The 12,583-nt window shown below is 73.3% G+C and carries 8 protein-coding genes and 1 pseudogene; all 9 read right to left on the bottom strand.

Translation table 11 applies throughout. The features are described 5' to 3' along the window. Window positions 1-126: pseudogene (locus tag AQJ11_RS51430) on the bottom strand (TrmH family RNA methyltransferase); the annotation flags it as partial. An 84-nt stretch (window positions 127-210) separates the two neighbouring features. Beyond that, complete coding sequence (cobA, locus tag AQJ11_RS30575) at window positions 211-1,443, bottom strand: uroporphyrinogen-III C-methyltransferase (protein ID WP_059265339.1); 1,233 nt, start codon at window positions 1,441-1,443, stop codon at window positions 211-213. A 141-nt stretch (window positions 1,444-1,584) separates the two neighbouring features. Continuing rightward, entirely contained in the window at window positions 1,585-6,261 is a 4,677-nt protein-coding gene (gene cobT / locus AQJ11_RS46615) for a nicotinate-nucleotide--dimethylbenzimidazole phosphoribosyltransferase (RefSeq protein ID WP_079082477.1), read from the bottom strand. 342 nt (window positions 6,262-6,603) lie between these two features. After that, window positions 6,604-7,827 carry a precorrin-6y C5,15-methyltransferase (decarboxylating) subunit CbiE gene (gene cbiE, locus AQJ11_RS30560; RefSeq protein ID WP_014671586.1) on the bottom strand — a complete coding sequence of 408 codons (1,224 nt, stop codon included), beginning with the start codon at window positions 7,825-7,827 and terminating at the stop codon, window positions 6,604-6,606. A 91-nt stretch (window positions 7,828-7,918) separates the two neighbouring features. Continuing rightward, complete coding sequence (locus AQJ11_RS30555; RefSeq protein ID WP_059265337.1) at window positions 7,919-8,557, bottom strand: GNAT family N-acetyltransferase; 639 nt, start codon at window positions 8,555-8,557, stop codon at window positions 7,919-7,921. A 161-nt stretch (window positions 8,558-8,718) separates the two neighbouring features. Beyond that, on the bottom strand, window positions 8,719-9,540 hold the full coding sequence (locus AQJ11_RS30550) for a MetQ/NlpA family ABC transporter substrate-binding protein (RefSeq protein ID WP_014671588.1): 822 nt from the start codon (window positions 9,538-9,540) through the stop codon (window positions 8,719-8,721). 21 nt (window positions 9,541-9,561) lie between these two features. Continuing rightward, complete coding sequence (locus tag AQJ11_RS30545; protein WP_014671589.1) at window positions 9,562-10,392, bottom strand: MetQ/NlpA family ABC transporter substrate-binding protein; 831 nt, start codon at window positions 10,390-10,392, stop codon at window positions 9,562-9,564. Window positions 10,393-10,511: 119 nt separating this feature from the next. Beyond that, window positions 10,512-11,249, bottom strand: a complete 738-nt coding sequence (locus tag AQJ11_RS30540; protein WP_014671590.1) for a methionine ABC transporter permease — start codon at window positions 11,247-11,249, stop codon at window positions 10,512-10,514. Continuing rightward, on the bottom strand, window positions 11,246-12,280 hold the full coding sequence (locus tag AQJ11_RS30535; RefSeq protein WP_014671591.1) for a methionine ABC transporter ATP-binding protein: 1,035 nt from the start codon (window positions 12,278-12,280) through the stop codon (window positions 11,246-11,248). Before AQJ11_RS30535 ends, AQJ11_RS30540 begins: the two co-directional genes overlap by 4 nt. Between the last annotated feature and the right edge of the window lie 303 nt (window positions 12,281-12,583).

Below are 12,583 nucleotides of genomic sequence, written 5' to 3'. Positions count from 1 at the left end.
CTCGCCCTCGGCGATGAACAGGCCCTCGGCGGGCTCGCGCTTGCGGCGCAGCTCGACGTCGGTCAGGCCCGTGTAGTCGCTCAGGCGCGGGTCGTCGGGATCCTCGACGGTGATGAGATCGGCCACAGGGTGATACTGCCTTGTCCTGGGTGTGGTGCCAACGGCTGGGAAGGGATGGGTTACCCCGGGTTACGCATGATCAGGCCAGTGTCACGCCGAAGGCGCGGGACCGACCCGCACCACCTCGCCGATGACGATGACCGCCGGGGGCTTCACGTCCTCGGCGCGGACCGTCTCGGCGACCGTGGCGAGGGTGGCGTCCACGCGCCGCTGCGCGGCCGTCGTCCCCTCCTGCACCAGGGCCACCGGCGTCGCGGGCGGCCTGCCGTGCGCGACGAGCGTCTCGGCGATCTTCCCGATCTTGTCGACGCCCATCAGGACCACCAGGGTGCCGGTGAGCTTGGCCAGCGAGGGCCAGTCGACCAGGGAGCGCTCGTCGTCCGGCGCCACATGGCCGCTGACCACGGTGAACTCATGGGCGACCCCCCGGTGCGTGACCGGGATGCCGGCCGCGCCCGGCACCGAGATCGAGCTGGAGATGCCGGGGACGACCGTGCACGGGATGCCGGCCTCGGCGAGCGCCTGGACCTCCTCCATGCCCCGGCCGAAGACGAACGGGTCGCCGCCCTTGAGCCGGACGACCGCCTTGCCCTGCTTGGCGTGCTCGACGAGCGCGTGGTTGATGGCCTCCTGGGCCATGTACCGGCCGTACGGGATCTTCGCCGCGTCGATCACCTCGACGTGCGGGGGGAGTTCGGCGAGCAGGTCGCGCGGGCCGAGCCGGTCGGCGATGACGACGTCCGCCTCGGCGAGGAGGCGCCGGCCGCGGACCGTGATCAGGTCGGGGTCGCCCGGGCCGCCGCCGACCAGGGCCACGCCGGGGGTGCGGGTGCGGTGGTGCGGGGCGACGAGGGTGCCGTCGCGCAGGCCCTCGACGACCGCGTCCCGGATGGCCGCGGTGTGCCGGGGGTCGCGGCCCCGTGCGTGCGTGGTGAGGACGGCGACGGTGACGCCCTCGCTGTGGCCGGTCGCCGGGGTCCACGCGGTCGCCTGGTCGGCGTCGTCGGAGCGGACGCACCAGACGCGGTGGCGCTCCGCCTCGGCGGAGGCGGCCGTGTTCGCCGCGGGGTCGCTGGTGGCGATGAGGGCGTACCAGGCCTCGGCGAGGTCGCCGTCCTCGTATCCGCGCCGCACCCAGGTGATCTCGCCCGCGTCCGCCATGGCCTCGACCGAGGGGGTCGCCTCCGGGGAGACGAGGACGATGTCCGCGCCGGCCGCGATGAGCGCCGGGAGGCGGCGCTGGGCGACCTGGCCGCCGCCGAGGACGACCACGCGACGGCCGGAGAGGCGGAGGCCTACGGGGTAGGCGGGGTGTTCGGCCATGAGGGACGGCTCCTCGTGCAGCTGTGCGATGGGCGCGCTGCACCTTCGGAGCGGCCCTGACGTGCAGATTTTAAGCGGTGGGCGGGGCATGGGACACGGGTGGTCCGGTAGCTGAACACCGGACCACCCGTGCCGCGGGGCCTACTTCTCCGTGACTCCCGCCGAATCGAACGTGGCCACCTCGTGCATGGCCCGCGCCGTGCTCTGCACCAGCGGCAGGGCGAGCAGGGCCCCGGTGCCCTCGCCGAGGCGCAGGTCCAGGTCGACCAGGGGGCGCAGGCCCAGCTTGTTCAGGGCCGCCACATGGCCCGGCTCGGCGCTGCGGTGGCCGGCGATGCAGGCCGCGAGGACCTCCGGGGCGATGGCGCGGGCCACGAGGGCCGCCGCGCCGGCGCTGACGCCGTCCAGAATCACCGGCGTACGCAGCGAGGCACCGCCGAGCAGCAGGCCCACCATGGCCGCGTGCTCGAAGCCGCCGATCGCCGCGAGGACGCCGATCGGGTCGGCCGGGTCCGGCTGGTGGAGTTCCAGGGCACGGCGGACGACCTCCGTCTTGCGGGCGAGCGTCTCGTCGTTGATGCCCGTTCCGCGCCCGGTCACCTCGGCCGGGTCGGTGCCGGTGAACACGGAGATCAGCGCGGCGGACGCGGTGGTGTTGGCGATGCCCATCTCACCGGTGAGCAGCGCCTTGTTGCCGGCCGCCACCAGGTCGCGGGCGGTCTCGATGCCCACCTCGATGGCCGCCTTGGCCTCCTCGCGGGTCATCGCGGGGCCGGTGGTCATGTCGGACGTGCCGCCGCGGATCTTGCGGGGCAGCAGGCCCGGGGTGGCCGGCAGGTCGGCGGCCACGCCCACGTCCACGACGCACACCTCGGCGCCGACCTGACTGGCGAAGGCGTTGCAGACGGCGCCCCCGCCGAGGAAGTTGGCCACCATCTGGGCGGTGACCTCCTGCGGCCAGGGGGTGACGCCCTGGGCGTGCACACCGTGGTCGCCGGCGAAGATGGCGACGGCGGCGGGCTCCGGGATCGGCGGCGGGCACTGCCGGGACAGCCCGCACAGCTGTGCGGAGATGATCTCCAGCATGCCGAGCGCGCCGGCCGGCTTGGTCATGCGCTTCTGGCGCTCCCACGCCTCGCCGAGCGCCTTGGCGTCGAGCGGGCGGATCTGTGCGACGGTCTCGGCAAGCAGGTCGTGGGGTTCCTCTCCGGGCAGGGCGCGGCGGCCGTACGTCTCCTCGTGCACCACCCAGGACAGGGGGCGTCGCTTGGACCAGCCGGCCTGCATCAGCTCGGGCTCGTCCGGGAACTCGTCGACGTACCCGACACACAGGTAGGCGACGACCTCCAGGTGCTCGGGCAGGCCGAGCGCGCGGACCATCTCCCGCTCGTCGAAGAAGCTGACCCAGCCGACGCCGAGGCCTTCGGCGCGGGCGGCGAGCCAGAGGTTCTCCACCGCGAGCGCCGAGGAGTAGGGCGCCATCTGCGGCTGGGTGTGACGGCCGAGCGTGTGCCGGCCGCCGCGGGTGGGGTCGGCGGTGACGACGATGTTGACCGGGGTGTCGAGGATGGCCTCGATCTTCAGTTCCTTGAACTGCTTGGCCCGGCCCTTCGGCAGCGACTTGGCGTACGCCTCGCGCTGCCGCATCGCCAGTTCGTGCATCGTCCGCCGGGTCTCGGCGGACCGGATGACGACGAAGTCCCAGGGCTGCGAGTGACCCACGGAGGGCGCGGTGTGCGCGGCCTCCAGGACCCTGAGCAGCACCTCGTGCGGGATGGGGTCGCTGCGGAAGCCGTTGCGGATGTCGCGGCGCTCGCGCATCACCTTCAGGACGGCCTCGCGCTCGGCGTCGGCGTAACCCGGCGCGGCGGGGCCGGTGGACTGTCGTCCTTCCGCCACCGCGGCCGTGCCCTCCTCCTGGTCCGCGGCCGTGGTCCGCAGGTCGTCCGCGTGCTGGACGACGTCGGGGGCGGGCGCCCCGGCCGGCTCGCCCTCGCGGGGTGCGGGCACGACGAGGGGGTGCGGCGGGGTGGGCGCCAGGTGCGGGGCGGTGGGCACCTGGCCCTCCACCGGCACGAACTCCCCGAGCGGGCGCGGGTCCGCCCCCACGGGAAGCCCGGAGGGCAGCGGCTGCTCCGGGTTCTGCGCGGGGCCCTGCGGGTGCGGGGCGTCGGGTACGGCGGCGTCTGGCTGCGGGGCGTCGGGTACGGCGGCGTGCGGCGCCGTGTCCGGCTGCGGGACGGCCTGCGCGGCCGGGGCGTTGGGTACGACGGCGTGCGATGCCGCATCCGGCTGCGGGACGGCCTGCGCGGCCGGGGCGTCGGGTACGACGGCGTGCGATGCCGTGTCCGGCTGCGGGACGGCCTGCGCGGCCGGGGCGTCGGTGGCGTGCGGGACTCTCTCGGCGAGCTGCGGGCCCTGGAGCACGACCGGCTCGGTCACCTCCACGGCCTCGGCGACGCCGTCACCGACGGGCGGGGCGGCTACGGCGTCCTGCCCGGCGGCGGGTACGGGTACCGCGGTCTGCCCGGCGGCGGTTACGGCTACAGCGTCCTGCCCGGCGGCTACGGGTACGGCGGTCTGCCCCGGGGTCGGCTGCGACGGGTCGGCTTGGGGTGCCTCCGCGGCGGCCGGGACGGTCGACTCCGACGCCTGGGCGCCGTCGGCATGCGGTGCCTCCGCGACCGGGGCGGCGGGCTGCGGCGGCTGGGGGGCGGTCGGCTGCACGGCCTGGGCGGCCGTGGGGTGCGGGGCGACGGCGGGCTCGGTGGCCTGGGCGGGTGTCGCGTCGGCACCGTCGATCGCTACCTGGGCGGTGGCCGCGTCGGGAACCGGGGCTGCGTTCTGGCCGGCGATCGCCTCGGGGGCCTCGCCCGCGCCATGAGGGGGAACCGCTTCGGCGGACTCCACCGCACCCTGGGGAGAGACGGGGGCCTGGGCTTCGGCGGACGCCTGGGCGTCGGCGGGGAGGTGAGGCTGTGCGGAGTCGGCAGGGTCCGCGGTGGCAACCTGCTGCGCTTCGGCACTCTGCGGCTCGTCGGCGGCCTGCTCGGCGCCGGTCGGCTGCGCAGGGTCGGCGGGCTGCGCCGCGCCAACCGCATCCCCGGCGATGACAGTCTGAGGGGCCTCGGCAGTCGGCGCGCCATCGACGGACTGCGCCGCGTCCGCAACCTGCGCAGGATCAGCCGGCTGCACCGCACCAACCGCATCCCCGGCGGCAGCGGCAACCTGAGGAGCCTCGGCAGTCGGCGCGCCATCGGCAGACTGCACCACATCGGCAACCTGGGCAGGATCAGCGGGCTGCACCGCGCCAGCCGCATCCCCGGCAACGCCAGCCTGGGCGGGATCGGCGGGCTGCACCTCGACGTCGGCGGGCTGCGCGGTGACCTGGTCCGTAGCGGCGACGTCCCCGGTACCGGGGAGCTGTTCGGCGTCCGCGGCCTGCGCAGTCGTGGTGGCCTGCCCGACATCGACGGGCTGCGCCATCTCGCCCGGCTGCATGCCCTCGGCCGCCTGCGCCGGTGCCGTCGGCTGAGCCGCGTCCCCGGCTGCCTGAGAAACATCCCCGGCCACTGCCTGAGCCGCGTCGCCAACCACTGCCTGGCCCGCCACCTCGGCCACTGGCTGACCCGCCACCTCGGCCACTGCCTGAGAAGCATCCCCGGCCACCGCCTGGTCCGCCACCTCAGGCACCGCCTGAGCCGCGCCCCCAGCCACTGCCTGAGCCGGGACGTCCCCAGCCACCGCCTGAGCCGCATCTCCAGCCACTGCCTGAGCCGGGACGTCCCCGGCCACCGCCTGAGCCGTCGCCTCGGCCGGCGTGCCGGCGGCCGGACCCGCGTCCGCTGCCCCCTCGGTACCGGTGGCCTCCGAGGGCAGTGCGCCGGTCGGTACGGCCTGTCCCGGCGCCGGCTCGGCCGGGACGCTCGGGGCCGCCGGGTCCGCCCCGGAGGCTTCCGGCGCCGGGGGCACCTGGTCGGCCCCGTCCTGCCCGTGCGCCGGCCCTGGCGCTCCGTCAGCGGCCGGTACGGCCGTGGGCGCCGCGTCGGCGACGGTCCCGCCGTCACCGGGGGCCGCGTCCGCCCCGGCGTCCGGCGTCACCGGTGCCGTGTACACCCCGTCGTGCGCGTGGACCGGCTGGACCCCGTCATGGCCGTGGACGACCTGCACGTGGCCGGTGTCGGTCGGGGACGACGCCTGGCTGGTGAGGCGGGCCACCGCCGCCTGGGCCGCGCCGGACGGGTCAACCGTTTCGGCAGCCGGGGCCTGGGTGACGGCCTGTGCCGCGCCCCAGGGGGCCGCGCCCTGCGGAGCCGCCTGCGACTGGGCATCGAGGTATTCGGGGCCGCTCGCCGCCGGTCCGGGCTGCCGTACCGGCGCTCCCGCGGGGCCGCGGTCGGCGAGGGAGCGGACCGGGCTGGCGGAGGCGTCGGGGATCGGCGGGCCGAGGTGCAGCGGGCGGCGCGGCGGCTGCGGGGCGGTGGCCGGGTCGTGCGGCGCCGAGAGGATGGGCGACGGCGGCACCGACGCCGGGCCCGGGTCGGGCAGGCGGACCCCGCTGAGGTCGACCGAGCCGCTGTCCCGGCCGGCCGTCTCGTGCGGGCCCGGCTCGTGGACGGCCTCCACCACCGGTTCCGGAGCGGGTGGCGGCACTTCGTTGCCCCACGCGCCCTGGGCACCCGGCAGCAGCAGGTCTTCGTCCTCGGCGGGAGCCTCGGAGAGGTAGGCGTACGCACCGTGCGCGGGAACGCCCGGCTGCTCCACCATGCCTGCGCTCTCCGGCTGCCCCTCGCCCGGGACCTGGCCGGTGTCGGTCATGCGTACCCCTCGCCCATCGGTTAGTGCTCCTACGACCAGCTCACCCGGAACGGCGCACCGACCGCCCGCAGTGAAGAACGAGCGTCCGTGCCCAGCGGCACGAACGACCCGCCGGAAAAGGCGACAAAGCCATTCAGTGGCATTGTCCCGGTCGTCGTGCCGTCGCGACAGCAAGATCCGCGACAGCCCGCTGTGGACTGCGCCACGTTGCGCGTCCTCCGGCTCCGCCGTACCACACCCACCCCAAAACGGGCGCGCGTTCCGGACATTGGTGAACGAAGTTCGGCCCACCGGTGCGGTACAACGATCGGCCAGCCTACCGCGCGCGGTACGACAACAGGATCACGGGGCGCGGTCCGGCAGCACCCCGCTGAGCAGGAACGCTACGTTCCGCTCGGTCTCGGTCCAGGCCCGGGTGTCGAGTTCGACGGACTGGAGCAGGGCGCACTCGACCCGGTATCCGTGCTCGGCCAGGTCACGGCCGACGCGTTCGGCGACGTCCCGGGTGGCGGCGTGCGTGACGATGCGCTGCGGGCGCCGGTCGGCGACCGCGGAGACGACGGCCGGTCCCCCGCCGCCGACCCGTACGACGTCCGGTTCGTGCAGGTTTTCGAGGACGTGCGGGGCGCTGCCGTGCACGATCTGGAGCTGGACGCCGAAGCGGCGCGCGGCGCTCTCGGTGCGGGCGCAGGCGGCCGGGTCGTGGTCGACGGCGATGACGGCCGCGCCGGCGCGCGCGGCTTCGGTGGCGAACGCGCCGCTGCCGCAGCCGATGTCCCAGACGAGGTCGCCGACGCGGGGCCCGAGGCGGGCGAGTTGCGCGGCGCGCAGCAGCTGGGTCTCGCCCTCGCCGAGGCCGCCGGCCGGGCCGGCGCCGTAGCTCGCGTCGGGCTGCACCCAGCCGCGCGGGCCGGCGCCCGGGTCGCGTCCGGCGATCCAGCCGCCGCCCTCCTGCGCGCCGGCCGGTCCGCCGATGACGATGACGACGTTGGGGTCGCGCCAGGTGTGGTCGGCGGCCTTGTCGGAGGTGACGACGCTGACCTGTTCGCGTTCGGTGCCCAGTTCCTCGCAGATGACGAAGGTGCGGTGCACGCCCTCCAGGAGGAGGCCGAGTTCGGCGGGGCCGGCGCCCGGCGAGGTGAGGACGGCGACCTTGGTGTGGGCGCGGCAGACGTTCACGGCCCGGCGCAGGGTGCGCGGGTGGGCGACGACGACCTGGGCGTCGTCCCAGGGCATGCCGGCGCGGGCGAAGGCGGCGGCGACCGAGGAGACGGCGGGGACGACCTCGACCTCCAGGCCGAACTCCGGGGCGCGCAGGGTGCGGACGACACCGAAGAAGCCGGGGTCGCCGTCGGCGAGCACGACCGCGGTGCCGCGGTGGGCGGCGATGCGGCGGGCGGCCAGGGCGAGGCTGCCGAGGCGGACGCGTTCGGCGGTGGGCGGCACCTCTCGCAGTGCCAGGTGGTGGGCGGCACCGGCCACGAGGGTGGCGGCGCCGAGGGCGGCCCGTGCCGTGGCGGTCAGCGGCGAGCCGTCCCAGCCGATCACGGTGACCCGGTCGGCCATCGTCGTCAGTCTCCAGTGGTTCTGCGCGGGTCTTCGGGGGGAGCGAGCCCGGGGCGGGCTCCGTGAGAGTACCTGGTGCGGCCGGAGGGGCTCAGTTCCAGTCCGAGTACGACGTGAAACCCGCGGTGTCGGCCGACTGCTCGGTGACCCCGGCGAGGTCCTCCGGGAGCAGGCTCCAGACGATGACGTCCGTGCGCACCTCGGTCCAGGCACCGTCGTCGGTCCTGGTGCGGGCCGTCCAGGCGTTGCGCAGGACGCCCTCGCTGATGCAGCCGATCTTCTGGGCCACCTGCTGGGAGGCGGTGTTGCCGGCGGCGGTGCGCAGTTCGAGCCGTTCGAACTTCTGGTCGTGGAAGAGCCATTGCGCGGTGGCGAGGACGGCTTCGGAGGCGTAGCCCTCGCCGCGGGCCCAGGGCGCGATGACGTAGGCGATCTGGCTGGAGCGGACGCGCCAGTCCGTGTTCCTCAGGTGCACGACGCCGACGAGCCGCTGGGTGAGGAATTCGGTGACGGCGAGGACTATGCCGCGCCCTTCGGTGCGTTCGTCCGGGGCGCGGCGGGTGATCCACCGGTGGGCGTCGGCCTCGGTGTAGGGGTGGGGGACGGTGGTCCAGGCGACGACCTGTTCGTCGTTCATCATGTCGGCCAGGGCGGGCACGTCGTCCTCGTCGAGGGGACGCAGCACCAACCGCTCCGTGCTGATGGAGATGTTGGGGAAGGTGCTCGTCATGCGCCGCTCCGTAACCTTCGGAAATTCCTCGAAAGACCGCCAGGACCGTCAGGTCTGCTGAACTGCCCAGCATGCAGCATGAAACCACTGAACCGCACGACGGGGTCCACACCCGGTGAGGGAGTGGACCCCGTGCGTCGCGAAACGCCGTGTACGTGCCGTCAGCCGCCGGTCGCCGGCAGGACGGACCCGTGGTACTTGTCCTGGATGAACGTCCGCACCTCGGGCGAGACGAGCAGCTTCGCGAGCTTCTTCACCCGTGGGTCGTCCTCGTGGCCGCGCTTGACGGCGAGGAGGTTGGCGTAGGGGTTGTCCTTCGCCGACTCCAGGAGGATCGCGTCCCCGGTGGGGCTGAGGCCCGCGTCCTGGGCGTAGTTGTTGTTGATGACCGCGGCGTCCACGTCGTCGAGCGAGCGGGGCAGCTGGGCGGCTTCCAGCTCCCGGAACTTCAGGTGCCGGGGGTTGGACGTGACGTCCGCGGGGGACGCGTCGGTGCCGGCGCCGGCCTTCAGCCCGATGACGCCGCCCGCGGCCAGCAGCTTCAGGGCGCGGCCCTCGTTGGTGACGTCGTTCGGCACGGCGACGGTGGCTCCGTCGGCGAGCTCGGTCACCTTCTTCACCTTGTGGGAGTAGACGCCCATGGGCGGCAGGTAGGGCTTGACCACGGAGACGAGGTCGGTGCCCTTGGACTTGTTGAAGTCGTCCAGGTAGGGCTGGTTCTGGTAGAGGTTCGCGTCCAGCTCGCCCTCCTGGAGGGCGGTGTTCGGCAGGACGTAGTCCGTGAACTCCTTGATCTCCAGCTTCAGGCCGGCCTTGGCGGCGAGGTGGTCCCTGACATAGGTGAGCACCTCGCCGGCCGGGACGGCGGTGGCGCCGACGACGAGGGTGTCGTCCGTGCCACCGCCCTTGCCGGAGTCCGCGCCGGAGCCGCAGGCGGTCAGGCCGAGGGCCAGGGCCGCCACGGCGATGACGGACACGCGCATCGGTTCGTTCCCCCTCGGGGCTCAGAAGGACGGGATGACCGAGCCCTGGTACTTGTCCTCGATGAACTTCTTGACCTCGGGCGAGGTGAGGAGCTTGGCGAGCTTCTTCACGCGCGGGTCCTTCTGGTTGCCCTCCTTGACCGCGAGGAAGTTGCCGTACGGGCTGTTCTTCGCGGACTCCAGGACCAGGGCGTCCTTGGCGGGCTTGATGCCGGCGGAGATGGCGTAGTTGCCGTTGATCACGGCCGCGTCCACGTCGTCCAGGGAGCGCGCGGTCTGGGCCGCCTCGACCTCCTTGAACTTGAGGTCCTTGGGGTTCTTGGTGATGTCCTGCGGGGTCGCCTCGGTGCCGACGCCGTCCTTGAGGGTGATGAGCCCGTTGGCGGCGAGCAGCTTCAGGGCGCGCGCCTCGTTCACGGCGTCGTTCGGGACGGCGATGGTCGCACCGCTCTTGAGGGCGTCGGCCTTCTTGACCTTGTGGGAGTACAGGCCGAGCGGCTCCAGGTGCACCGTGACGACGGGCGCGATGTGGGTGCCGCGCTTCTTGTTGAAGTCGTCCAGGTACGGCTGGTTCTGGAAGTAGTTGGCGTCCACCGAACCGTCCTCGGTCGCCGTGTTCGGCGTGATGTAGTCGGTGAACTCCTTGACCTCCAGGTCGAGGCCCGCCTTCTTCGCCAGCTTGTCCTTGACGAAGTTCAGGATCTCGGCGTGCGGGGTCGGGCTCGCGGCGACGACCAGCGGGCCGCTGTAGTCGGAGGAGCCGGAGTCCTTGTCCGAGCCGCAGGCGGTGAGCCCGAAGGTGACGGCTCCGGCGGCGAGGACGGCGGTGGTGAACTTGGCGGTGTTACGCACGAAAAGTGCCTTTCCTTAAGGGTGGTGCGACCCCGGATCAGGGGCTGTCGGCGCGAAGCGCCGTCGTTGAGGGGTGGTGGTCGGGTGAGGGGTGGGCGGACGGGGAACCCTGCGGAAGCTCAGGCGACCTTGCTGACGTCGGCCGCCGCCGGCTCCTTGGCCTTCAGCAGGCGGAGCTTGGGCGCCGGGCCCGACCGGCCGCCCCGGCTGTGCAGGGAGCGGGCCGCGAAGTCGCCGGCGAACTGGATGAGGGAGATGACGACGGCGAGGATCGCGACGGTGATCCACATGAGCTCGGTCTCGAAGCGCTGGTAGCCGTAGCGCACGGCGAGGTCGCCGAGGCCGCCGCCGCCGACGGTGCCGGCCATGGCGGAGTAGCCGATGAGGGCGATGAGCGTGGTCGTGGTGGAGGCGATCAGCGAGGGCAGGGCCTCGGGGATCAGGACCTTGCGGACGATCGTCCAGGTGTTGCCGCCCATGGACTGCACCGCCTCGACCAGGCCGTGGTCCACTTCGCGGACGGCCGTCTCGACCAGGCGGGCGAAGAACGGGATGCCGCCGATGGCGAGCGGCACGATCGCGGCGGTCGTGCCGATGGTCGTGCCGGTGACCCAGCGGGTGAAGCTCATCAGCGCGACCATCAGGATGATGAACGGCATGGACCGGCCGATGTTCACGACCTGGCCGACCACCTTGTTGGCGACGACGTTCTGGACCAGGCCGCCCCGGTCGGTGACGACGAGGAGGAGGCCGAGCGGGAGGCCGGCCGCGACGGCGATCAGGGTGGACCAGAGCACCATCGTCAGCGTCTCGGAACACGCCTGGGACAGCAGCGGCTGCATCTCCGACCAGGTCACTTGGCACCTTCCTTCACCAGCAGGGCCTCCTGGCCCACCACGTCGATCTGAAGGCCCTGCTCGCGCAGGAAGCCGACCGGCACCACGTTGTCCTCGTAGCGGCCGGGCAGTTCGATGCGCATACGGCCGATCTGGAGGCCGCCGACGGTGTCGATGGCGGCGCCGAGGATCGATATGTCGATGTTGTAGGTGCGCGAGAGCTGGGAGATGACGGGCTGGGTGGCGGCCTCGCCGTGGAAGGTGACGTCGAGGACGGTCCGGTCGGCGCCCGTGGCCTCGCCGCCGACGGGGAACAGCGCGGCGGCCAGCTCCGAGCCCGGGGTGGCCAGCAGCTCGCCGACCGTGCCGGACTCCACGATCCGGCCCTTCTCCATCAGGGCGGCGGAGTCGCACACCGACTTCACGACGTCCATCTCGTGGGTGATGAGCAGGACGGTCAGGCCCAGCTGCCGGTTCAGGTCGCGCAGCAGCTGGAGGATGGAGCGGGTGGTCTCCGGGTCGAGGGCGCTGGTGGCCTCGTCGGAGAGCAGCACCTTGGGGTCGCCGGCCAGGGCGCGGGCGATGCCGACGCGCTGCTTCTGGCCGCCGGAGAGCTGGGCGGGGTAGGCCTTGGCCTTGTCGGCGAGGCCGACCAGGTCGAGCAGCTCCAGTGCCTTGCGGGAGCGGGCCCGGCCGGACTGGCCGAGGATCTCCAGCGGCAGTTCGACGTTGTCCTGCACGGTCCGCGAGGACAGCAGGTTGAAGTGCTGGAAGACCATGCCGATCCGGGTGCGGGCCCGGCGCAGTTCCCGGCCGGCGCGCGGGCCGCGCCCGGCCAGTGCGGTGAGGTCCTGCCCGGCGACGGTCACGGTGCCGGAGGTGGGGCGCTCCAGCAGGTTGACGCAGCGGATGAGCGAGGACTTGCCGGCGCCGGACTGGCCGATGACGCCGTAGACCTCGCCTTCGCGGACGTGCAGATCGACGCCGTCGAGGGCGGTGACCTCACGGCCGCGGGAGCGGTAGACCTTGGTCAGGCCCGAGGTGGTGATCACGTGGGTTTCCGTCACTGTCGAGTGCGCGGGCGTGGGTGTGCCCGGGCACGGGTGCATGCGGTTCCGGCATGAGGAAGGGATGTGCGTCTCGTACGGCCTACGGCGCACGGACATGCCACGGGTCTCGCTTCGGGGCGCGAGGCTCAGCTGATGCGGGGGCCCTCTAGAAGGCGCACATTCGACACATCAGGCGACACATACAACGAGCACCGGGCGTCGGGGTCGCCTCGGTCGCAAGGGTGCGGCAGCTCGTCGTGGTCATGCGAGAAGTAAAGCAGACGAACGGTCCTGACCGGCCGCCGC

Origin of the sequence: Streptomyces corchorusii, from assembly GCF_001514055.1 — a bacterium.
GTDB lineage: Bacteria > Actinomycetota > Actinomycetes > Streptomycetales > Streptomycetaceae > Streptomyces > Streptomyces olivaceoviridis.
Note: the sequence above shows the minus strand (reverse complement) of the source record. Positions and strands in the feature narration are given on the sequence as shown.